The organism is Pseudooceanicola nitratireducens (genome assembly GCF_900109195.1).
GTDB lineage: Bacteria > Pseudomonadota > Alphaproteobacteria > Rhodobacterales > Rhodobacteraceae > Pseudooceanicola > Pseudooceanicola nitratireducens.
Window position 1 is genome coordinate 215,123 of record NZ_FNZG01000001.1, and the last position, 21,693, is coordinate 236,815.

Here is a 21,693-nt window from a genome sequence, read left to right on the forward strand (position 1 = left end):
TCTATTCACCCCAGGTTTTGCGCAGCACCCGCAGCCAGTTGCCATGGGTCAGCTTGGCCATCAGCGCGTCGCCGATGCCATGCGCCACCAGCGCTTCTCGCAGCATCGCGAGGCCGCTGACGTCCTTCATCCAATTGGGCAGCACCGCCCCGTCGAAATCCGAGCCAAAGCCCACGCCATCCTCGCCCAAAATGCCCATCAGGTGATCAAGGTGGCGCAGCAGATGGTCCACCGGACAGTCCGAGACGAATTTCCCATCCGGCCGCAGGAAACAGGTGCCGAAGTTCACGCCAACCATGCCGCCGGTTTCTGCGATCAGGTGCAATTCGGCGTCCGTCAGACAGCGGGCCGAGGGCGTCACCGCATGGGCATTCGAATGGGTCGCCACCAGCGGCGCGTCCGAAATCGCCGCCACATCGCGCAGCCCGGCCATGTTCAAATGGCTGAGGTCGATCATGATGCGCCGCGCGTTGCAGGCGCGCACCAGGTCCTTGCCGGCACCCGTCAGCCCCGGCCCGATATCGGAATCCGAGGGGAACCGGAACGGCACCCCATGTCCGAAGATCGTCGAGCGCGACCAGACCGGCCCGATGGATCGCAACCCGCGGGCGTAGAATTCGTCCAGCTCGGCCAGGTCCGGGCCGATGGCCTCGGCCCCCTCCATGTGCAGCACGGCGGCCATGCCGGGGCCTTGCAGAGCATCTGCGATCTGATCGGCGGTCGTGCAGGGCGTGATCACCCCCAGCAGGGCCAGGCGGTCGAAATGATCCATGCCGATCCGCACCTGATCCAGCGCCGTGGCATGGTCCAGTTCGGGGGGTAGGGGCAGGTCATAGCTCTCCCTCCGCATCGCGGCCATGTCCATTCCCGGGGCCCCGGGGGTCGGCACGAAAAGCGCAAAGAACCCGCCCCCCATACCGCCGGCGCGGGCGCGGGGCTGGTCGATCTGCCCCTTGCCGTGACCATCGCGTACCTCTTCCGCCGTGACCCGACCCAGGGTCATCTTCAGCAGCAGATCGTTATGGCCGTCGAAGAAAAGATGCATCATGCGCCCCGGATTTCCGACAGGGTCTTGGCAATCGTCAGCGCCTCGGGGTCGAGGAAGCAGTGCAGCAGCGCGGGCTTGCCGCTGGCGCGTGCCCGATCAAAGGCGGCGGCGAAATCGCGGCTGTCGCGAACCGTTTCCGAATGGCAGCCGAAACTGGTGGCCATGGCGGCGAAGTCGGGGTTCTTCAGCTCGGTCGCGGACACACGGCCGGGATAGTCGCGTTCCTGGTGCATGCGGATCGTGCCGAACATCGAATTGTCGATGATCAGCACAATCACCGGGATGTCGTATTGCGCGGCGGTCGCCAGTTCCTGCACCGTCATCATGATGTCGCCGTCGCCTGCAATGCAGACCACGTCACGCTCGGGCCGGTGACGTTTCGCCATCACGGCGGCGGGCAGGCCATAGCCCATGGAGCCGCTGGTCGGGGCCAGCTGCGATCCGTGATCGCGGAACCGGTAGTGGCGGTTGATCCAGGTGGCGAAATTGCCCGCGCCATTGGTGATCGCGGCATCGGGGCCAAGCGTGTCGCGCAGCCAGCACATCACATCGCCCATCTGGAAATCGCCGGGCAGAGGCAGGGGATCAGTGGACCAATCAAGATAGGCCTGCCGCAAGTCGCCGACCCAGTCGGACTGCAGGTTGCTGCCAGGCCAGTCCGCCACGGCCCGCGCGAAACCAGAGACCGAGCCGATCAACCCAATGCCCGGCTGATAGACGCGGCCGATCTCCTCGGGGTCGGGGTGCAGGTGCACAAGGCGGTCGTCGCCTTGGCCGATGTCGAACAGCGTATAGTTCTGCGACGGGCTTTCCGACATGCGCCCGCCCAGCATCAGCACCAGATCGGCGTCCTTCACGGCCTGTACCAGCCTGGGGTTCGCCCCGATGGACAGGTCGCCCACATAGTTCGGATGATCCGCCGGGAAGGACCCGCCGCGCCGGAACTGCACCGCAACCGGCAGACCGTGGCGTTCGGCAAAGGCGATCATCGTATCGCGCGTTTCACCACGCCAGTCGCCGCCGCCAAGGATCGCGATCGGTTTCTTCGCCTTGGCCAGGCGCGCGGCCAGGCTGTCCATCCCGGGGGCCGAGGGCGACATCTCGATCGGTTCGGCCTTGGGGGCGTCGGGCACATCGGCGGTTTCGACCAGCATGTCCTCGGGCAGTGCGATGACCACCGGGCCGGGGCGACCCTGTGTGGCGACGCGGAAGGCGCGGGCGATCAGTTCAGGAATGCGGGCGGGGTTGTCGATCTGGAAGGCCCATTTCGCCATGGTGCCGAAGACCTGACCGTAATCAAGCTCCTGAAAGGCCTCGCGATAGGTCATGTCGCGGCCGATCTGGCCGACGAACAGGATCATCGGCGTGCTGTCCTGCATCGCCACATGCACGCCTGCCGCCGCATTGGTCGCACCGGGGCCGCGGGTGACAAAGCAGATGCCGGGCCGGCCGGTCATCTTGCCATAGGTCTCGGCCATCATGGCGGCACCGCCCTCTTGCCGGCAGGTCAGAAGATCCACGCCGGACCCGATTAGCGCGTCCAGCACCGAGAGATAGCTTTCGCCAGGCACGCAGGTGGCCGTATCAACCCCCTGAATTTTCAGCTGATCCACGAGAATTTGCGCGCCGGTCCGTTGCATTCTGGCCTCCGATTTGACTTGCTGGCACCTTGGCCGCTTTGCCGCGGATTGACCAGTGGTTGCGTTTGATCAGGTGAAATGGGGCGGTCGAGGGGCGTTTTTGGTGCCGGCGCGGGTGTTTTGACTGGCCATCGCGCTCACTCAGCGAAGTGGCAGCGCAACCGTATATGGTGACCCCGACAGGATTCGAACCTGTAACCTGCCCCTTAGGAGGGGGCTGCTCTATCCAGTTGAGCCACGGGGCCACGCGGTCGTCATAGCGAAGCGGGCCAGGGCTGTCAGCCCATCAGACAGCTGATCGGAAAATTTTAACCACGATCGGAAATAATTCCGGTGTGAAGGCCGATGTTAACGGGTGGCGGTCATTCTGCTGGCCAATCCGCCCGGGATCTGCCGGGGGGCATGTCATGCGTCTGCGCCGCAGACCCAGCCAAAGGACCCGTCCATGTCGGCAGCCTCGACCCATTCCTCTGCTCCTCCGGCCCCGGCCGGTGCCCGGTTCAATCCCCTGGCCCTGATCGGTCAGATGCGCCTGGCCGCGAAACTGCCGCTGATCATCGTGCTGATGGGCGCGGCGGTGGCACTGGTGATCGGGGTGACCTCGTTCATCGATGCGCGCACCATTCTGATGTCTGAAATCGAACGGAAATTCGCGACCACGCTGAATGCGCGCCGCGATGCCCTGAAATCCCTGTTCGAAGAAACCGAAGCCGGGTTGCTGTCGCAATCCGCCAACCCGACGACCCTTGCGGCGATCAATTCGTTTTCACTGGCCTGGCGCACCATGGGGGACGGGCAGCAGGCGACGCTTCAGCGCGCCTTCGTCACCGAAAACCCCTATCCGGCGGGGCAGCGTCAGATGATGACGGCGGTTGGCAATGGCACCCAATACGACATGGTGCATTCAAAGTATCACCCCTATTTTCAGTCGGTCATGGAAAGCGAAGGCTATTACGATCTTCTGCTGATCGATCCCGCGGGCAACGTGCTGTATTCCACGGCGAAGGGGCAGGACTATGCCACCAATCTGCTGGAAGGGCAGTGGCGCAACACCCATTTGGCCGAGGCATTTCGCAGCGCGCTGACCCTGCCCGAGGGCAAGACATCCTTCATGGATGTGGCGGCCTATGCCGCGGCGGACGGGGCCCCGGCCAGTTTCGTCGGCACAGCCATCCGCGCCGGGGGAGAGGTGAAAGGCGTGCTGATCTACCAGATGCCGCTGTCCCGGCTGACCGCCATTTTGAACGAGGCCTCGGGCCTTGGTGCGACCGGCGAAACCTATGCGGTCGGGGCCGATATGATGGCGCGCTCGGCCTCTCGGTTCGAAGACGGGCGCAGCATGTTCGACAAGGTGAAGCGCACCCCTTACCTTGATGCCGCGCTGTCGGGTGAGGCGACCGAGGTGACGGAACAGCCGAACGCCCAGGGCGGAACCGACTATGTCATGGCCGTGCCAATGGAATTCCACGGCACCACCTGGGCCATTGCCGCGCGACAGCAGGGGGCCGAATTGATGCAACCGGTCGAGGATCTGCGCAATTCCCTTGCCGTTCAGGTCCTGGGGTTGCTGGGTGTTCTTGCCCTGCTTGGCTGGCTTGTCGGCCGAGCGATTTCCCGACCCTTCGCCGTTGTCGGCCAGCGTCTGAAAGACATGGCCGAAGGCGATCTGGCCTCGGACGTGCCGATGACCAACCGGCGCGAAGACGTGGGCGATCTGGCGCGCAACCTGGAAAACCTGCGCAGCAAGCTTGACCAGGCCGAGGTCGAACGCGCCCGCAGCGATCAATCCGCCCGCGAACAGCAGCAGGTCGTGGAACAGCTGACCCGCAATATCTCGGCCCTGGCCGAGGGTAACCTGACCGCCAGCATCGACGTGGCCTTCGCCCCGGAATACGAGGACCTGCGCGCCGCTTTCAATGCAGCCCTGGCGAAACTGAACGAAACCGTCACCGCGCTGCTGTCGGCGGGGCATGAAATCGACGCCAATGCGCGCGAGGTCGAGAATGCCTCGAACGACCTAAGCCAGAAGGCCATCGAACAGGCCGCGAGCCTGGAGGAAACCGCCGCTGCCATCACGCAGCTTTCGGCTTCGGTCAAATCCACGGCGGATTCCGCGTCCGATGCGGATAGCGTCATGGGCCGGGCCAAGGCCGATGCGGTGCAAAGCGGGTCGGTGGTGACCCAGGCCATGGGGGCGATGGACAAGATTTCGGGCTCGTCCCAGAAGATCACGCAGGTGACCTCGGTGATCGAGGATCTGGCGTTTCAGACCAACCTGCTGGCCCTGAACGCGGGGGTGGAAGCCGCCCGCGCCGGCGAAGCTGGTCGCGGCTTTGCCGTCGTCGCGTCCGAAGTACGGGCCCTGGCGCAGCGGTCTTCGGACGCGGCCAAGGAAATCAACGCGCTGATCCAGGAAAGCGCCGAAAATGTCGCTAGCGGGGTGGAGCTGGTGGAAAAAGCCGGATCCACTTTCGAAACCCTGATCGGCGATTTCGACAAGGTCTCGACCTCGGTCTCGGCCATCGCATCGGCGGCGCGGGAACAATCGGTTGGCTTGCAGGAAATCAACACGGCGGTCGATCAGCTTGACGGCGTGACGCAAAAGAACGCGGCTGTCGCGACCCAGGTTCACGGCACCGGCAAGACCATGGTGCGCGAGGCCGAAAAACTGATGCAGATCTCGGCCGCCTTCACCGTCGACAGCAGAAATTCCGGCAAACCCTTGGCCGTGGTCCCGGCATCCCGGCCCGCAGCTGTTGAACGAAAGGCTGTCGTGAACCATCCCATTGCCTCGGCCAGCGACGTGTCCGACGACGAATGGGCGGAATTCTGAATTAGGCCTGAAGGAAGACGGGGCAGAGCATGGGCGGGCATGACAGGCTTGCCGCTTGAACGGCCCAGAGGGGCGGGTTAGGGTTTGGGAACACTTTTCAGGATCCACACCCGTGACATCAAAAGACCACCGCCCGCTGACCCTTCGTGATGTTTCAGAGGCTTCGGGCGTGTCCGAGATGACAGTCAGCCGGGTCTTGCGGAACCGCGGCGACGTGTCGGATGCAACGCGGGAAAAGGTTCTGGCCGCTGCAAAACGTCTGGGCTACGTGCCGAACAAGATCGCCGGGGCGCTGGCCAGCCAGCGCGTAAACCTGGTCGCCGTGGTGATCCCGTCGCTGTCGAATATGGTCTTCCCCGAGGTTCTGACCGGCATCAGCCGTGTGCTCGAAGAAACCGACCTGCAACCCGTCGTGGGCGTCACCGATTATCTTCCCGAAAAGGAAGAAAAGGTCCTGTACGAGATGCTGTCCTGGCGTCCCTCGGGCGTGATCGTCGCGGGGTTGGAGCATTCGGATGCGGCCCGCGCGATGCTCTCTGCCGCAGGTGTTCCCGTGGTCGAGGTGATGGACACCGATGGCCAGGCTGTGGATGCCGCCGTGGGGATTTCGCATCGCCGCGCCGGGCGCGAAATGGCCAATGCAATCCTGGCCGCGGGCTATCGCCGGATCGGCTTCATGGGCACGAAACTGGGGCTCGACCACCGGGCCCGGAAACGCTTCGAAGGCTTCACCGAGGCGCTGGCCAAGGGCGGCGTCGAGATCGAGGATCAGGAATTCTACACCGACGGCTCTGCCCTGGCGAAGGGGCGGGAAATGACCGCGGCCATGATGAAGCGCTCGCCCGAGTTGGATTTTCTCTATTATTCCAACGATATGATCGGGGCGGGCGGCCTGCTATGGCTGCAGGAACAGGGCTTTGACGTGCCCAATCGCATCGGCCTGGCCGGGTTCAACGACGTCCAGCTGCTGCAGGGGCTTCCGACCAAGCTGGCCACGATGGACAGCTGCCGCCAGGAAATCGGTCGCCGCGCGGCCGAGATCATCCTGAACCGCCTGAATGGCGAAGCGGCCCCGGAAGGCAAGGTCGAGCTGACCCCCAAGATCAACCCCGGCGATACGCTGCGCGCGCGCTGATGGCGCGCGCGGTTCTGGACACAGCGACCGCACGTCGCCTTTTCCTGCACCGGCATCTTCTGGGCACGACCCCCAAGGGGGCGGGCAAGGGCGCGGATCTGTACCAACTGATCCATGATCTGGGCTTCGTTCAGGTCGACAGCGTCAGCACGGTCGAGCGGGCGCATCACATGATCCTTTTTGCCCGGCGTCCCGCCTATCGCCCGAAGAACCTGGATCCGCTGTTGGAACGGGACCGTTTGCTGTTCGAACATTGGACCCACGACGCGGCCGTGATCCCGGCCGAGTTTTATCGCTATTGGTCGCTGCCCTTCCGCCGGTCCCGCGACCGGCTGGCCGAAAAGTGGAAGACCTGGCAGGGCGGGGCCTATCGCGGTGAAATTCAAAGGGTTCTGGATCACGTCGCCGAACATGGGGCCTGCCGATCCGCGGACCTGATGGCCGAAAAACATCGCGGACAATCGGGCGGCTGGTGGAACTGGCACCCGTCCAAGGCCGCGCTGGAGTTCCTTTGGCGGACCGGAGAACTGGCGATTTCGAAGCGCCAGGGATTTCAGAAATTCTATGACCTGCCGACGGCCTGCTATCCGGAGGTCTGCAATCTGGCACCCCCGGAGGTCGAGGAAGCCGTCGACTGGTTCTGCCACGAGGCGCTGAAACGCCTTGGCTTTGCCACGTCAGGCGAAATCGCGGCCTTCTGGGATCATGTCTTTCCGGCCGAGGCGAAGGCCTGGGTCGACAGGGGGCTGAAGACCGGGCAGTTGCAGGAGATCGAGATCACCTGTGCCGATGGCAAGCGCCGCAAGAGCGTGTGTTTCCCCGATACGCTGGACGAGGCCAAGACGCTGGAGCCCGCGCCGAACCGCGTCCGGATCCTTAGCCCCTTTGACCCGGCCCTGCGCGACCGCAACCGGGCGCTGCGGCTGTTCGATTTCCACTATCGCATTGAAATCTTCGTCCCCGCGGCCAAGCGGCAATATGGCTATTACGTCTTCCCCATCCTCGAGGGCGAGGCGATGATCGGCCGGATCGACATGAAGGCAAACCGCAACGCCGGGGTGCTGGAGGTCACAAAGCTGTGGCTGGAGCCGGGCGTGCGGGCCTCGAAGGGGCGGCTGGCAAAGCTGGAGGCCGAGCTGAGCCGCATGGCGCGGTTCGCGGGCTGCGATCGGGTCGAGATCGCGCAGGACTGGGTGCAGGGCTAGGGCAGGGACCCGTTGCGTTAATACGTAGGGCGGAGCGAGGGGCCAGCCCCTCGTGCTCCCCGGGATATTTTCGGCAAGAGGATGAGGAAAAGGGCCCTCCGGCTGGGGAGGGCCCTTTCAGATCTTTCTGGCCTTTCTGGAGCGTCAGGCGCAGGCGGCAACGGCGCGGCCGGTCAGGACCTTGACCAGATTGGCGCGATAGGCGGCGGAGCCGTGCAGATCGGAGATCATGTCATCTGATGCAACCGTCAGGCCCGAAATCGCATTGGGCGAGAAATTGGCGGAAAGCGCCTCTTCCGCCTCGGTCCAGCGGAAGACACCGTCATTCGAGGCCCCGGTGACCGCGACGCGGACGCCGTCGGCATATTTGGCCACGAAGACGCCCGTCAGCGCAAAGCGGGACGCGGGCTGTTCGAACTTTTGATAGTTCGCCGCCTGCGGGATCGGGAATTTCACGCCGGTGATGATTTCGCCTTCGTCCAGGGCGGTGGTGAACATCCCCTGGAAGTAGTCGTCCGCCGCGATTTCACGCGCATTGGTCACTATGGTCGCGCCCGAGGCCAGAGCCGCCGACGGATAGCAGGCGGCCGGGTCGTTGTTGGCCAGCGACCCGCCGATGGTGCCGCGGTTGCGGACCGCCGGGTCCCCGATCTGACCGGCCAGGGCCGCCAGCGCCGGGTAGTCCCCGGCCTCGGCCGCCACGGTGGCATGTGGGGTGGCCCCGCCCACGCTGAGCACCCCGCCCGAGGACGACACACCGACCAGGTCGGCGATGCCCGTCAGGCTGACCAGCTTGGAGGGCTGGTTCAGGCGCTGCTTCATCGTGGGGATCAGGGTCTGCCCGCCCGACAGCGGCTGGGCGTCTTCGTCGCGCAGGGCCGCGACGGCCTCATCCACCGAGGAAGGTTTCACGAATTCAAAGTTGTACATCTCGGATACTCTCCCTCTGGATCAGGAATTCATCGCGGACCAGACCCGCGACGGCGACAGGGGCATGTCGATATGGTCTACAGCATGACCGTTCCGGTTCAGCGCGTCCAGCACTGCATTCACCAGCGCCGGAGGCGAGCCGATCGCCCCGGCCTCGCCACAGCCTTTCACGCCAAGCGGGTTGTGCGTGCAAGGGGTCTGGCAGGAATGGTCGACGGTGATCATCGGAATGTCCGAGGCCCGCGGCATGGCGTAATCCATGTAGGACGCCGAGAGCAGTTGACCGTCTTCGTCATAGGCGCAGTTTTCCAGCATCGCCTGGCCGATCCCCTGACCGACGCCACCATGCACCTGGCCTTCGACGATCATCGGGTTCACCACGTTGCCGAAGTCATCGGCGGCGGTGAAGTTCAGCACGTCGACCTTGCCGGTGCCCTCGTCGACCTCGACCTCGCAGATATAGGTGCCCGAGGGGTAGGTGAAGTTCGCCGGATCGTAGAAGGCGGTTTCCTCGAGCCCCGGTTCAATACTGTCGAGAGGGTAGTTGTGCGGCACATAGGCCGCCAGTGTCACATCGCCCCAGGCCACGGATTTGTCGGTGCCCGAGACCGAGAACTGGCCGTCCTTCAGCTCGATATCCGTTTCCGAGGCTTCAAGCAGATGCGCGGCGATCTTCTTGGCCTTGTTGATGATCTTCTCGGTCGCGCGGAACATGGCGGACCCGCCCACGGCCAGCGACCGGGACCCGTAGGTGCCCATGCCCATGGGCGTATTGGCCGTGTCGCCGTGCACGATTTCCACCTGGGAGGCGTCGATGCCGATCATGTCGGCGATCACCTGCGGGAAGGTGGTTTCATGGCCCTGGCCGTGGCTGTGCGATCCGGTCATGACCACGATGCCGCCGGTGGCGTTCACGCGGACGGTGGCGGATTCGTAAAGACCCGCACGGGCACCCAGCTGACCAACCAGGTTCGAGGGCGCGATGCCGCAGGCCTCGATATAGTTTGAAATCCCCAGGCCACGCAGCTTGCCCCGCGCCTTCGATTCAGCCGCGCGGGCATCGAACCCGGCGACATCGGCCAGTTCCAGCGCCTTGTCGAGCGTCGCGTGGTAGTTGCCGGTGTCGTATTCCACCGCCACGGGCGTGGCATAGGGGAACTGGTCGGGCTTGATGAAGTTCTGGCGGCGCAGCTCGGCCGGGTCGACGCCCAGCTCGCGTGCGCATTTGTCGACGCAGCGTTCCAGCTGATAGGTCGCCTCGGGGCGGCCGGCACCGCGATAGGCATCCACCGGAACCGTGTTGGTAAAGACCGCCTTCACGTTCACGTAGATCAGCGGCGTGCGGTAGTTGCCCGCCATCAGCGTGCCATGCAGCCAGGTCGGAACCGAGGGCGCGAAGGTCGAGAGGTACGCGCCCATGTTGGCGTAGGTTTCGGTGCGCAGTGCGGTAAAGTTGTTGTCCGCATCCAGCGCGATCTGGATCTTCGACACGTGGTCGCGGCCATGGGCGTCGGACATGAAGGCCTCGGACCGGGAAGAGGTCCACTTCACCGGACGCCGCAGCTGTTTCGCGGCGAAGGTGCAGAAGGCTTCTTCGGCATAGTGGAAGATCTTGGTGCCGAAACCGCCGCCGACGTCGGGGGCCACCACGCGCAGTTTATGCTCGGGGATGCCCAGCACGAAGGCACCCATCAGCAGGCGGATCACATGCGGGTTCTGCGAGGTGGTATAAAGGGTCGAGCTGTCATCATGCTGGGCGTAATCACCCACGGCCACGCGCGGCTCCATCGGGTTGGCGACAAGGCGGTTGTTCACCAGTTCCAGCGTAGTGACATGCGAGGCCTTCTCGAAGGCCTCGTCCACGGCGGCCTTGTTTTCCTCGACGAAACCCCAGTCGTAGCAGAGGTTCGAGGTCAGGTCGTCATGCACCTTGGTTGCACCGTCCTGCACCGCCTTCTTCATGTCGATGACCGCGGGAAGTTCGGTCAGGTCCAGCTCGATCGCCTCGGCGGCGTCACGGGCGTTTCCCAGCGTGTCGGCCACCACGGCGGCAACGATTTCGCCCACATGGCGGATCTTGCCTTCGGCGATGATCGGGTGCTTGGGCTCCTGCATGGGCTGTCCATGCTTGTCCGTCACCTGCCAGCCGCAGGGCAAACCGCCGACCGCCTCGAAATCCTTCGAGGTGAAGACATGCGCAACGCCCGGCATGCCTTCGGCGGCCGAGGTGTCGATGCTGTTGATCGTGGCATGGGCCACATCCGCGCGCAGGAAATGCACGTAAAGCTGGCCGTTGAGGTTGATGTCGTCCGTGTACCGGCCCTTGCCGGTCAGGAAACGTACGTCTTCGCGCCGCTTGGGGCTGGCACCAATTCCGTCTTTGGGCATGAGGATCTCCTCCCTCTGGATAAGGGTGTCACCGGATGACACCCCGGTCTCGTGACCCGGCGCGGGGATGCGCCGGCCAGTCTTGTCGTGTTGGTCGTGTCCCGGGGCGCTCTCCTCTGCGCCACGATAATTGGCCCGGGTTACTCGGCGGCGACCGCCGGAACCTCCTGGCCGCTGGCTGCCATGATCGCCTTGACGATGTTGTGGTAGCCCGTGCAGCGGCAGATGTTGCCTTCCAGGTGATGGCGGATCTCGGCCTCACTCGGCTTGGGGTTCTTTTCAAGCAGCGAGGCCGCGGCCATCACCATACCCGGCGTGCAGAAACCGCACTGAAGCCCGTGGTGATCCTGAAACGCCTGCTGGATGACACCAAGAGAGCCATCGGTGTTCGCCATGCCTTCGATGGTCGAAACATCGGCCCCGTCGGCTTCGGCGACGAACATGGTGCAGGATTTGACCTGCTTGCCGTTCACATGGACCGTGCAGGCCCCGCACTGGCTGGTGTCACAGCCGATGTGGGTGCCGGTCAGCCCCAGTTCCTCGCGCAGAAAGGTCGACAGAAGCGTGCGCCCCTCGGCCTCTCCGGACATGGTCTTGCCATTGACCGTAAGTGAAATCTTCATGTGTTCCTCCCGTTGCTTGCTATATTCGCTGGCGACATGATGACCCCGATCTTACGAGGTCAGGCGCTTGAACCAACCTTTTTTCGGCTGGTCTTCTGCGGCCTCTCCGCCGGCGGGCTCTTCTTGGGGGCCCTCCACGGCGGCTGCGAAATCTTCAAAGAATTGATCGGCCATCTTCTTGGCAAAGCCGTCGATGATGCGGCTGCCCAGCTGGGCCAGCTTGCCGCCGACCTTGGCTTCGACATCGTAATGCAGGCGGGTGCCGCCCTCGATTTCCTCAAGGCGGACATCTGCGCCGCCCTTGGCGAAACCGGCCGCGCCACCCTTGCCTTCGCCCGAGAGGGTGAGGCTTTCGGGCGCATTCATGTTCGACAGGGTCACCTGGCCCTTGAAGGTGGCCTTTACCGGGCCGACCTTTTGAACCACCGTGGCTTCGAACCCCTCTTCCGGGGTGCCGGTCAGCTCCTGGCAGCCGGGAACGCATTCCTTCAGGACCTCCGGCGACAGCAGGGCGGCGTATACCGTGTCGCGATCAGCCGAGATGTCGCGGGAATCAGTAAGTTGCATGAATGCTCTCCGTTTTCCGTCAGCGTAGCGTGACTCTGATGGGCTGCAATTGAAAACAGGCCTTTAGTCGTAGTCGAACCCGTACCCCCGGGGCTGCAGCTGGCGGGCTTGCCGCGATTGGCCCCGCGATCCCCTTGAGAAACAGGGGATTGGCGGGGTTTCGCCGGTGCAGCATGGCACAACGAACGCACGGGGACGGTTTGCGACGCTTGGGCGCATGAAACCGCCATTTCCTTCATTGCGTGTTCAGGGATTCGGGACTATAGCCGTCGGCGGGACACCCCTCCCCAACGAGGGGCGCTTGACTGGAAGGTTACCATCCATGGCGAACAACGCTCCGGCATCGCGGCCGGCTAATCCGCGATTCTCCTCTGGCCCCTGTGCCAAGATCCCCACATTCGAATTGTCCAAACTGTCCGACGCCGCGCTTGGCCGGTCGCACCGTGCCGCCATCGGCAAGGAAAAGCTGAAGGCCGCGATCGAAGAGACGCGCGACATCCTGGGCATCCCCGCCGACTACAAGATCGGCATCGTTCCCGCATCCGACACCGGTGCCGTGGAAATGGCCATGTGGTCCCTGCTGGGCGCCCGCAAGGCGACCATGGTCGCCTGGGAAAGCTTCGGCTCGGGCTGGGTTTCGGACGTCGTGAAACAGCTGAAGATCGACGCCGAGGTCCGCGAGGCCGGCTATGGCGAGATCGTCGATTTCACCACGGTGGACTTCAACACCGACGTCGTCTTCACCTGGAACGGCACCACCAGCGGCGTGCGCCTGCCCAATGGCGATGCGATCCCTGCCGACCGCGAAGGCCTGACCATCTGCGACGCGACCTCTGCCGCCTTTGCCCAGGACCTGCCCTGGGACAAGCTGGATGTCACCACCTTCTCCTGGCAGAAGGTGATGGGTGGCGAAGCGGCCCATGGCATGCTGATCCTGTCGCCCCGCGCGGTCGAGCGGCTGGAAACCTACACCCCTGCCTGGCCGATGCCGAAGATCTTCCGCATGACCAAGGGCGGCAAGCTGATCGATGGCATCTTCAAGGGTGAAACGATCAACACGCCCTCGATGCTGGCAGTCGAAGACTACCTGGTCGCGCTGGACTGGGCGCGTGAGGTCGGCGGCCTGAAGGGTCTGATGGCCCGCGCCGACGCCAACGCCAAGGTCATCTGGGACTTCTGCGAGCAGAAGGACTGGATCGCGAACCTGGCGGTGGATCCCGCGACGCGCTCCAACACCTCTGTCTGCCTGAAGTTCACCGACGACCGCATCCAGGACGGTGCAGCATTCGCCAAGGCCGTGGCCAAGCGCCTGGAAGCCGAAGGCGTGGCACTGGACATCGGGGCCTATCGTGACGCCCCCGCCGGTCTGCGGATCTGGTGCGGTGCCACGGTTCAGACCGCGGACGTCGAGGCGCTGATGCCTTGGCTGGAATATGCCTTCGAGGCCGAAATCGCCGCGCAGGGCTGACCCCTGCGCCCGGGCTGCTTGTCAGCCCTGACGGGTCTGCCTCGCAAGGCGAGGTCCGTCAGGGTCGATAACAGGGCAGATACCCGGCCCGCGATCCCAGAACATGACCGGAAGGCAGCACGCCTGCCTTCCCCCGCATCCCAATCATATGGCCCCCAAGGGGCCGCAACTTAAGGAGAGCCCGCATGGCCCCGAAAGTACTCGTATCCGACAAGCTGAGCGAAACCGCCGTCCAGATCTTCCGCGACCGCGGCATCGACGTCGACTTCATGCCCGACCTGGGCAAGGACAAGGACAAGCTGGCCGAGATCATCGGCAATTATGACGGCCTGGCCATCCGCTCGGCCACCAAGGTGACGCCGTCGCTGCTGGAAAAAGCCGACCGTCTGAAGGTTGTCGGCCGCGCCGGCATCGGCACCGACAACGTCGACAAGGACGCCGCCTCGAAAAAAGGCGTGATCGTCATGAACACGCCCTTCGGCAACATGATCACCACCGCCGAACATGCCATCGCGATGATGTTCGCCGTGGCCCGCCAGCTGCCCGAGGCCAGCGCCTCGACCCATGCCGGCAAATGGGAAAAGTCCAAGTTCATGGGCGTCGAGCTGACCGGCAAGACCCTGGGCGTCATCGGTGCCGGCAACATCGGCGGCATCGTCTGCGACCGTGCTCGTGGCCTGAAGATGAAGGTCATCGCCTATGATCCCTTCCTGTCCGAAGAAAAGGCCGAGAAGATGGGCGTCGAGAAGGTCGAGCTGGAAGAGCTTCTGCCCCGCGCCGACTTCATCACCCTGCACGTGCCGCTGACCGACCAGACCCGCAACATCCTGTCGCGCGAGAACCTGGAGAAGACCAAGAAGGGCGTGCGCGTCATCAACTGTGCCCGTGGCGGCCTGGTCGACGAAGAGGCCCTGGCCGATCTGCTGAAATCCGGCCATGTCGCCGGCGCAGGCTTTGACGTCTTCTCGGAAGAGCCGGCCAAGGAAAACCCGCTGTTCAACCTGCCCAACGTCGTCTGCACCCCGCACCTGGGCGCATCGACCACCGAAGCGCAGGAAAACGTCGCCCTCCAGGTGGCCGAGCAGATGTCGAACTACCTGATCGACGGTGCCGTTGAAAACGCGCTGAACATGCCCTCGATGACCGCCGAGGAAGCCAAGGTCATGGGCCCCTGGGTTGCGCTGTCCAGCCACCTGGGTGCCTTCATCGGCCAGATGACGGACGAACCGGTCAAGGCGATCAACATCCTCTATGACGGTGTCGTGGCCGAGATGAACCTGGCGGCGCTGAACTGTTCGGTGATCGCCGGGATCATGAAGAAGTCGAACCCCGACGTGAACCTGGTTTCGGCCCCGGTCGTGGCGAAGGAACGCGGCATCCAGATCTCGACCACCAACCAGGACAAGTCGGGTGCCTTCGAGGGCTACATCAAGGTCACCGTGGTCACCGAAAAGCGCGAGCGTTCGGTTGCGGGCACCGTCTTCAGCGACGGCAAGCCGCGCTTCATCCAGATCAAGGGCATCAACGTCGATGCCGAGGTCGGGCCGCACATGCTCTACACCACGAACGAGGACGTGCCGGGCATCATCGGCACCCTGGGCGGGATCCTGGGCCAGGCCGGCGCGAACATCGCGAACTTCACCCTGGGCCGTGCCTCGGCCGGAGGCGAAGCCATCGCGCTGCTTTACCTGGACGAAGCCCCGAATGACGCGGCCCTGAAGGCGCTGGCCGACACCGGCAAGTTCCGCCAGATCAAGCCGCTGGTCTTCGACGTCGTCTAAGAGGGTGGGTCAAGCGCCCGCCGCACCAGAATGACAAAGCCGCCCGGGACACCGGGCGGCTTTTCGCTTTGTCGGGATCAGGCCCGGGTCACCATCACGGCCCCCAGGACCCGGCCCTCGTCAGGCCTGCGCCGCGCGGCCCTTGGTCAGGATGACCACCACGAACAGAAGCATCGACAGGATGGTCAGGACCGATCCGATCTTGGCCAGCGTTTCGCCCGATTGGGTCAGCGCCATGACGATGCCGGGCACGATCAGCATCAGACCGGCGATCGCGACCCCGCCCTGGATCTTGGCCAGAAGGCTGTCGGCCGCAGCGGGCACAAGGTGATAGAAGACCGCAAAGATCGCCAGGCTGACCCAGCCCAGAAGGTTCAGGTGCGCATGCGCGGGCGACAGGCTGTGATCGCCCGTGGCCGACATCTGGATGCCCCAGGCCATGCCGATCAGGGCGGAAACGGCGGCCGCCACCATCAATAGAAGTGCAAGTCCCTTCATTCCTAATTCTCCTTCTTGTATAACTGGTTAAACGCCAAGGGGCGGTCCAGTGAACCGCATGTTGAACCGCGTCGCGGCCTCTTCGATGGTAGGCATATCTTCGGGGATCCGGCATTGTTTTACTGCCATCTCCGCAAAGAAGCCTTCGAACCCGCCCGGTGTCAGGATCACCAGGTGCCGACAGGGCTGATCCCCGATCACGCGGAAGGTGTGTTCCCTGCCGCGCGGGATGAACACGCTTTCCCCGGCGCTGCGGGTGAATTGTTCGCCTTCCAGCCAGAATTCGCAGGTGCCGGTCATCAGGACGAAAGTTTCGTCCTCGGCCTCGTGCACATGGCGCGGCGGGCCGGAGTTCACCGGCGACAGGCTGTCGACGATGCTCATCGCGCCACCGGTCGCCTCGGGCGACAGCAGGGTGTGGTATTTGACGCCGCCCCAGTCGATGGCGGCCGGATCGAGTTTATAGAGAGACATGCAAAATCCTCCTGCACCCGGGCAAAGCCCCGGTTGGCCTCCGCGCGGGGAGGCATTGAAAACAAGGTGTTAAGAACGTCTCTACAAATTGCACGTTTTGCGGTATGCGTTAAATCGATTGATCGTATCTGAAGAATTTGCCTGATGAATTTATCTGCCTTCGATCTGAACCTTCTGAAAGTCCTGGATGCGCTGCTGCGCGAAGGCTCGACCGTGCGGGCCGGCCAGCGGGCCGGGCTGTCGCAGCCCGCGGTCTCGGCGGCGCTGTCGCGCCTGCGCCATGCGCTGAACGATCCGCTGTTTGTCCGCGAAGGGCGGGGCCTTGTGCCGACGGACTTTGCCCGCACGCTTGAGGCCCCGCTGCGCGACGCGCTGGACCAGATCGAACAGATACTGGCGGGGCCGGGTGCCTTCGACCCGGCCGAGGCCGAGCTGAGCTTCAAGATCTCGGGTGCGGATTTCTTTTCGGAACTGCTGATGCCGCCGCTTGCCGCCCATCTGGCGCAGGTCGCCCCGCGCATTCAGGTGCACCTGGTCGATCTTTTGCACGACAGCTACATCGACACGATCGAATGCTATACCGTCGACATGGCCCTGATCCCCGGACAGCCGGGCATGGAATGGGTGGATCACCGCAGGATCTTCCGGTCGGCCTATACGGTGATCGCGCGCAAGGGCCATCCGGCGGTTGAGGCCGCGGGGATCGCGGATCGGGATCCCTTCCCGCTCGACCTGTATTGCGCGCTGTCGCATGTGCTGTTCTCGCCCGAGGGCAAGGTGACCGCAGGCGGGGACGTGGCGCTGGACCGTCTGGGGCGCAAGCGGCATGTCGCGATGACACTGCCGTTTTTCTCGGGCGTTTACCGGGCGGTGTCGGGCAGCGATCTGATCGCCCTTCTGCCGCATCAGCTTGCCCTGCATGTCGCGGATCGGGTCGGGCTGACCTGCCATGCCCCGCCGATGGAGGTGACCGAAGCCCAGCTGTACATGGTCTGGCACCGCCGCTCGACCAATGCGCCGGCGCATCGCTGGCTGCGCGAACAGATTGCCATGCTGATGGCCCCTCTGGACGAGGTTCCCGTGCCCTGACCGGGCCGTCCATACCCCAAAGGCCTGCGCGCACCCCCGAAACCCGCTGTTCCGCTGCGTTTCTCGCCTACCGGGCGGCAGGAAATGTTGCAACGCAGCATCCCACAGGGCATCAACGTGCCAACCGGCGGCAGTTCCGCCGCATGAAGGGAGAGGTTCATCATGGAAGATATCGTCATTCTCAGCGGCGCACGCACCGCCATCGGCACCTTCGGGGGCAGCCTGGCCGCCGTGCCGCCGACCCAGACCGGCGCCACCGTCGCCAAGGCCGCGCTGGAGCGTGCCGGGGTCGAGGGCGCGCAGATCGGCCATGTCGCCTATGGCCATGTGATCAACACCGAACCGCGCGACATGTACCTGTCCCGCGTTGCGGCCATGGATGCCGGCATCCCCGACACCACCCCCGCGATGAACGTGAACCGCCTGTGCGGTTCGGGCGCTCAGGCCATCGTCTCGGTCGTGCAATCGCTGATGCTGGGCGATGCGGATTTCGGTCTGGCCGGCGGGGCCGAGGCGATGTCGCGCTCGCCCTATATCATCCCCGACCAACGCTGGGGCGCGAAGATGGGCGATGTCCGCACGATGGACATGATGCTGGGCGCGCTGAACTGCCCCTTCGGCACCGGCCACATGGGTGTGACGGCGGAAAACGTCTCGGCCGAGCACGACGTTTCGCGCGAGGCGCAGGATGAATTTGCACTGGAAAGCCAGAAGCGCGCCGCCGCCGCCATCGAGGCCGGGTACTTCAAGGACCAGATCGTGCCCGTGATGGTCAAGGTCAAGCGCGACGAGGTCGCCTTTGACACCGACGAACACGTCAAGCCCAACACCACGCTGGAAGGTCTGGCCGGCCTGCGCCCCGCGTTCAAGAAGGACGGCTCGGTCACGGCGGGCAACGCCTCGGGCATCAACGACGGGGCTGCGGCTCTGGTCCTCGCACGCGCCTCGGCTGCGGAAAAGGCCGGGCTGAAGCCTCTGGCCCGCGTGCTGGGTTACGCCCACGCCGGTGTCCGCCCCGAGGTCATGGGCATCGGCCCGATCCCCGCGGTCGAGATGCTGATGAAGCGCACCGGGCTGAGCGTCTCGGATTTCGACGTGATCGAATCGAACGAAGCCTTCGCCGCCCAGGCCATCGCCGTGAACAACGGCCTCGGCCTGGATACCGCAGTGGTGAACCCGAACGGCGGTGCCATCGCCCTGGGCCACCCCGTCGGGGCCACCGGGGCCATCGTCACGGTGAAGGCGCTGTACGAGCTTGAACGGATCGGCGGCAAACGCGCCCTGATCACCATGTGCATCGGCGGCGGTCAGGGCATCGCCATCGCGATCGAACGCAGCTGATCCATCCGCGATCAGCGACTTGCAAGGGCGGCCCGCGCGGGTCGCCCTTTCTGCTTCAGGGGCTCGGTCAGCCGTGGCCGGGTCCGGGTTCATGCGGGCGGATGTATTGGCCCCTTTTTCCTGAACCCGCTGCGCGCAGGGCAGTCTCTGGCACCTCTGCCCGCAATCTGACCTGTCCAGGCCACCCCCGTCGACCCGATGGTCACAACACCTTGATCAAGCATCGAAACCACTAATCCGCCCTTGCACCCCGCACGTTCCCGGCAATCATCGCGCCAGCACATCCCGCCGGAGCCGCGCATGCCCGATCCCCTGAACACTTCCCTGAACACCCCCCTGTCAGCAGTCCAGATCGCAGCCCTTCTGGTGCTGGTCCTCTACCTCCTCGCCTTTTTCGGCGGCACCGCGCTGGCCGCCCGCGCTGCCGGGCGGCCGGTCTGGCTGTTCGGGCAGGCGCGGGGGCTGGACCGGCTGGCCGTCATGAGCTTCCGCGCCAGCTTTGCCCTTGGTCTTCTGGCTCCGCTGATCTGGGCGCTGGTCCCCGGTCTTGCCGGGCTGGATCCCCTCTGGTCGCCCGGTCTGTCCGGCCTGGCCCTTCCCGGGGTCATGCTCTCGGTGGCCGGGGCGATGCTGGGGTTCGCCGCGCAGATGGCCATGGGGGCCTCCTGGCGGGTCGGGGTCAGCGAAGGGGCCGTGGGCGCGCTGGTCTCGGGCGGGCTTTATACGATCTCGCGCAATCCCACCTTCGTCGGTCAGGGCGCGCTGCTGACTGGGGTGGCCTGCGCCGTGCCCTCGCTGCCCGGGATCCTTGCGGTGCTGCTGTTCTTCATCGCCGCCAGCGTGCAGATCCGGACCGAGGAAGCCTTTCTGGCCCGGACCCACGGGGCAGAGTTCGAGGCCTTCGCCCGCCGCACACCCCGCTGGCTTGGCTGGCCGCGCGGCTAGGGACACCGAAGCAAGACGCTGGCCTCACACAGATCCCAAGACTTGGGCCCCAAAACTCAGGCCCCAAAACCTCAGGCCCATGGCGCGGGGGCGCAAACATGCTATCACCGATCCAAACACCCCGGAGGCCCCAACGTTGACCCAGACGACCCCCAAGCCCATTGCCGTGCTGAACGGCCCCAACCTGAACCTGCTGGGCCAGCGCCAGCCCGAGATCTACGGGGCCGAGACCCTGGCCGATGTCGAAACGCTCTGCGCTGCTGCCGCCGCCGATGCGGGCCTGTCCACGACCTTCTTCCAGTCGAACCACGAAGGCGAGATCATCGAGGCGATCCACCGCGCCCGGACCGAGGCCTCGGCCGTGGTCATCAACCCCGCCGCCTATACCCATACCTCCGTGGCGATCCTGGATGCGCTCAATGCCTTCGACGGTCCGGTGATCGAGGTGCATATCTCCAACGTGCACAAGCGTGAAAGCTTCCGGCACCATTCCTATGTCTCGGCGCGCGCCGATGCGGTGATCGCCGGTTGTGGCACCCAGGGCTATGCCTTGGCCATCGCCCGCGTCGCCACGCTGCTGAAGGGATAAGCCATGGATCTGCCCAAGAACCGCTTCAAGGCCGCGCTGAAGGCCGGGCATCACCAGACCGGGTTCTGGAACACCATCGCCGGCCCCATCGTCCCCGAGGCGCTGGCCGCGCAGGGCTTTGACTGGATCGTCGTCGACACGGAACACACCACGACCGAAGCTTTCCAGGTTCATGCCTCGCTCCAGGCGATCGCCGCCTATCCTGATGTCTCGGCCGTGGTGCGGCCGGTGTCCAATGACCCGGCCTATATAAAGCGCTACCTGGATATGGGCGCGCAGACCCTGATGATCCCCTATGTGCAGACGGCGGATGAGGCCCGCGCCGCCGTCACCGCCATGCGCTATCCGCCGCACGGTATCCGCGGGATGGCCGGTGGCACCCGCGCCTCGCGCTACGGGCTGGTCAAGGATTACATGACCCGCGCCGAGGAAGAGCTCTGCCTGATCGTCCAGGTCGAAACCGCCAGCGCCCTGGAGCAGCTGGAAGAAATCGCCTTGGTCGAGGGTGTCGACGCGGTCTTCATCGGCCCCGCCGACCTTTCGGGCTCCATGGGACATCCCGGCAACCAGGCCCACGCGGACGTGGTCGCCGCGATCGAGGAGGCCTTTGCCTGCCTCAAGGCGATCAACGTCCCCTCGGGCATCCTGACCCTGAACGAGGATTTCGCCCGCCGCCTGATCTCTCTCGGGTCCGGGTTCACCGCGATCGGCACCGATATATCTTCGCTCATGCGGGACGTTTCGGCGCTGAAGGCGCGCATGGACTAGGCCCGCCCTGGCGGAGGGCGCTGGAGGGCGCTGCCCTCCAGACCTCCCGGGATATTTGTAAAAACCAAAGAGGGGCAGGGCGCGCTCTACCTCTTTGGTTTTCGGAAATATCCCGGGGGTGCGGGGGCTGGCCCCCGCTAACTGCTACGTGCGGGGGCTAGCCCCCGCTTCCTGCAGCGCGCGTGGTGCTACCTTCGCTTAACGGTCCGAGCAGTGCGCGCCGTGAGTTGATCCCCTGGGCCCAACGGCTGCCTGCCGGGCGGGCGACTTTGTCGGGCGGGGGCTGAATGGGAAGGAAAGGAGAGCGGCGCGCAGTAGCAGGGGGGGGGGCGCTAACCACGTTTGTGGATGATACGGCGGGCCGGACAGAT

18 protein-coding genes and 1 tRNA gene are annotated in these 21,693 nt (G+C 64.6%); 10 read left to right on the plus strand and 9 right to left on the minus strand.

What is annotated here, in order from left to right; genetic code table 11:
• Position 1: 1 nt before the first annotated feature.
• The 3 genes from BMX99_RS01030 to BMX99_RS01040 form a co-directional block, all read right to left on the minus strand.
• Positions 2 to 1,048: a dipeptidase gene (locus BMX99_RS01030; RefSeq protein WP_322788128.1), complete on the minus strand. Its 1,047-nt coding sequence runs from the start codon at positions 1,046 to 1,048 to the stop codon at positions 2 to 4.
• Positions 1,045 to 2,688 carry a thiamine pyrophosphate-binding protein gene (locus BMX99_RS01035; RefSeq protein ID WP_093446033.1) on the minus strand — a complete coding sequence of 548 codons (1,644 nt, stop codon included), beginning with the start codon at positions 2,686 to 2,688 and terminating at the stop codon, positions 1,045 to 1,047. The genes BMX99_RS01030 and BMX99_RS01035 overlap by 4 nt, the downstream gene beginning before the upstream one ends.
• Before the next feature lie 168 nt (positions 2,689 to 2,856).
• A tRNA-Arg gene (locus tag BMX99_RS01040) sits at positions 2,857 to 2,933 on the minus strand.
• Positions 2,934 to 3,133: 200 nt separating this feature from the next.
• On the opposite strand from BMX99_RS01040, the gene BMX99_RS01045 reads away from it, so the two are divergent.
• The 3 genes from BMX99_RS01045 (at position 3,134) to BMX99_RS01055 (ending at position 7,861) form a co-directional block, all read left to right on the plus strand.
• A complete protein-coding gene (locus BMX99_RS01045; protein ID WP_093446036.1) occupies positions 3,134 to 5,521 on the plus strand; it encodes a methyl-accepting chemotaxis protein in 2,388 nt (795 codons plus the stop codon).
• Between the two features lie 112 nt (positions 5,522 to 5,633).
• Positions 5,634 to 6,656 (plus strand): LacI family DNA-binding transcriptional regulator, encoded by a 1,023-nt coding sequence (locus BMX99_RS01050; protein ID WP_093446038.1) that lies wholly within the window; start codon positions 5,634 to 5,636, stop codon positions 6,654 to 6,656.
• Entirely contained in the window at positions 6,656 to 7,861 is a 1,206-nt protein-coding gene (locus BMX99_RS01055; RefSeq protein ID WP_093446041.1) for a winged helix-turn-helix domain-containing protein, read from the plus strand. The genes BMX99_RS01050 and BMX99_RS01055 overlap by 1 nt, the downstream gene beginning before the upstream one ends.
• A gap of 144 nt (positions 7,862 to 8,005) precedes the next feature.
• On the opposite strand, the gene BMX99_RS01060 is transcribed toward BMX99_RS01055, so the two are convergent.
• From BMX99_RS01060 to BMX99_RS01075, 4 genes are all read right to left on the minus strand, one after another.
• Positions 8,006 to 8,791, minus strand: coding sequence for an FAD binding domain-containing protein (locus BMX99_RS01060; RefSeq protein WP_093446043.1), 786 nt, complete (start codon positions 8,789 to 8,791; stop codon positions 8,006 to 8,008).
• A 21-nt stretch (positions 8,792 to 8,812) separates the two neighbouring features.
• Positions 8,813 to 11,179, minus strand: a complete 2,367-nt coding sequence (locus tag BMX99_RS01065; protein ID WP_093446046.1) for a xanthine dehydrogenase family protein molybdopterin-binding subunit — start codon at positions 11,177 to 11,179, stop codon at positions 8,813 to 8,815.
• A 140-nt stretch (positions 11,180 to 11,319) separates the two neighbouring features.
• A complete protein-coding gene (locus BMX99_RS01070; protein WP_093446048.1) occupies positions 11,320 to 11,802 on the minus strand; it encodes a (2Fe-2S)-binding protein in 483 nt (160 codons plus the stop codon).
• A 51-nt stretch (positions 11,803 to 11,853) separates the two neighbouring features.
• Complete coding sequence (locus BMX99_RS01075; RefSeq protein ID WP_093446051.1) at positions 11,854 to 12,369, minus strand: CoxG family protein; 516 nt, start codon at positions 12,367 to 12,369, stop codon at positions 11,854 to 11,856.
• Positions 12,370 to 12,691: 322 nt separating this feature from the next.
• On the opposite strand from BMX99_RS01075, the gene BMX99_RS01080 reads away from it, so the two are divergent.
• On the plus strand, positions 12,692 to 13,837 hold the full coding sequence (locus BMX99_RS01080; RefSeq protein WP_093446054.1) for a phosphoserine transaminase: 1,146 nt from the start codon (positions 12,692 to 12,694) through the stop codon (positions 13,835 to 13,837).
• A 185-nt stretch (positions 13,838 to 14,022) separates the two neighbouring features.
• Complete coding sequence (gene serA / locus BMX99_RS01085; RefSeq protein WP_093446055.1) at positions 14,023 to 15,618, plus strand: phosphoglycerate dehydrogenase; 1,596 nt, start codon at positions 14,023 to 14,025, stop codon at positions 15,616 to 15,618.
• Between the two features lie 120 nt (positions 15,619 to 15,738).
• On the opposite strand, the gene BMX99_RS01090 is transcribed toward serA, so the two are convergent.
• Together BMX99_RS01090 and BMX99_RS01095 are read right to left on the minus strand one after the other, a co-directional pair.
• Complete coding sequence (locus tag BMX99_RS01090; protein ID WP_093446058.1) at positions 15,739 to 16,116, minus strand: hypothetical protein; 378 nt, start codon at positions 16,114 to 16,116, stop codon at positions 15,739 to 15,741.
• 27 nt (positions 16,117 to 16,143) lie between these two features.
• A complete protein-coding gene (locus tag BMX99_RS01095; protein WP_093446061.1) occupies positions 16,144 to 16,590 on the minus strand; it encodes a cupin domain-containing protein in 447 nt (148 codons plus the stop codon).
• A 144-nt stretch (positions 16,591 to 16,734) separates the two neighbouring features.
• Here BMX99_RS01095 and BMX99_RS01100 point away from each other — a divergent pair, with 144 nt between their 5' ends.
• The 5 genes from BMX99_RS01100 to BMX99_RS01120 all read left to right on the plus strand — a co-directional run bounded on the left by BMX99_RS01100 (position 16,735) and on the right by BMX99_RS01120 (position 21,322).
• Positions 16,735 to 17,679 carry a LysR family transcriptional regulator gene (locus BMX99_RS01100; RefSeq protein ID WP_093446063.1) on the plus strand — a complete coding sequence of 315 codons (945 nt, stop codon included), beginning with the start codon at positions 16,735 to 16,737 and terminating at the stop codon, positions 17,677 to 17,679.
• Positions 17,680 to 17,841: 162 nt separating this feature from the next.
• Positions 17,842 to 19,020 carry an acetyl-CoA C-acyltransferase family protein gene (locus BMX99_RS01105; RefSeq protein WP_093446066.1) on the plus strand — a complete coding sequence of 393 codons (1,179 nt, stop codon included), beginning with the start codon at positions 17,842 to 17,844 and terminating at the stop codon, positions 19,018 to 19,020.
• A gap of 300 nt (positions 19,021 to 19,320) precedes the next feature.
• Complete coding sequence (locus BMX99_RS01110) at positions 19,321 to 19,965, plus strand: methyltransferase family protein (protein WP_093446069.1); 645 nt, start codon at positions 19,321 to 19,323, stop codon at positions 19,963 to 19,965.
• Between the two features lie 136 nt (positions 19,966 to 20,101).
• Positions 20,102 to 20,554 carry a type II 3-dehydroquinate dehydratase gene (gene aroQ / locus BMX99_RS01115; protein ID WP_244525621.1) on the plus strand — a complete coding sequence of 151 codons (453 nt, stop codon included), beginning with the start codon at positions 20,102 to 20,104 and terminating at the stop codon, positions 20,552 to 20,554.
• Between the two features lie 3 nt (positions 20,555 to 20,557).
• Positions 20,558 to 21,322 (plus strand): HpcH/HpaI aldolase family protein, encoded by a 765-nt coding sequence (locus BMX99_RS01120; protein ID WP_093446075.1) that lies wholly within the window; start codon positions 20,558 to 20,560, stop codon positions 21,320 to 21,322.
• Positions 21,323 to 21,693: the final 371 nt, after the last annotated feature.

Coding starts and splice junctions, on each gene's coding strand:
- BMX99_RS01090 (WP_093446058.1), bottom strand. CDS start 16,116: ATGAAGGGACTTGCACTTCTATTGATGGTGGCGGCCGCCGTTTCCGCC.
- BMX99_RS01080 (WP_093446054.1), top strand. CDS start 12,692: ATGGCGAACAACGCTCCGGCATCGCGGCCGGCTAATCCGCGATTCTCC.
- BMX99_RS01045 (WP_093446036.1), top strand. CDS start 3,134: ATGTCGGCAGCCTCGACCCATTCCTCTGCTCCTCCGGCCCCGGCCGGT.
- BMX99_RS01075 (WP_093446051.1), bottom strand. CDS start 12,369: ATGCAACTTACTGATTCCCGCGACATCTCGGCTGATCGCGACACGGTA.
- serA (WP_093446055.1), top strand. CDS start 14,023: ATGGCCCCGAAAGTACTCGTATCCGACAAGCTGAGCGAAACCGCCGTC.
- BMX99_RS01065 (WP_093446046.1), bottom strand. CDS start 11,179: ATGCCCAAAGACGGAATTGGTGCCAGCCCCAAGCGGCGCGAAGACGTA.
- BMX99_RS01100 (WP_093446063.1), top strand. CDS start 16,735: ATGAATTTATCTGCCTTCGATCTGAACCTTCTGAAAGTCCTGGATGCG.
- BMX99_RS01105 (WP_093446066.1), top strand. CDS start 17,842: ATGGAAGATATCGTCATTCTCAGCGGCGCACGCACCGCCATCGGCACC.
- BMX99_RS01060 (WP_093446043.1), bottom strand. CDS start 8,791: ATGTACAACTTTGAATTCGTGAAACCTTCCTCGGTGGATGAGGCCGTC.
- BMX99_RS01030 (WP_322788128.1), bottom strand. CDS start 1,048: ATGATGCATCTTTTCTTCGACGGCCATAACGATCTGCTGCTGAAGATG.
- BMX99_RS01095 (WP_093446061.1), bottom strand. CDS start 16,590: ATGTCTCTCTATAAACTCGATCCGGCCGCCATCGACTGGGGCGGCGTC.
- BMX99_RS01070 (WP_093446048.1), bottom strand. CDS start 11,802: ATGAAGATTTCACTTACGGTCAATGGCAAGACCATGTCCGGAGAGGCC.
- BMX99_RS01055 (WP_093446041.1), top strand. CDS start 6,656: ATGGCGCGCGCGGTTCTGGACACAGCGACCGCACGTCGCCTTTTCCTG.
- BMX99_RS01110 (WP_093446069.1), top strand. CDS start 19,321: ATGCCCGATCCCCTGAACACTTCCCTGAACACCCCCCTGTCAGCAGTC.
- BMX99_RS01035 (WP_093446033.1), bottom strand. CDS start 2,688: ATGCAACGGACCGGCGCGCAAATTCTCGTGGATCAGCTGAAAATTCAG.
- BMX99_RS01120 (WP_093446075.1), top strand. CDS start 20,558: ATGGATCTGCCCAAGAACCGCTTCAAGGCCGCGCTGAAGGCCGGGCAT.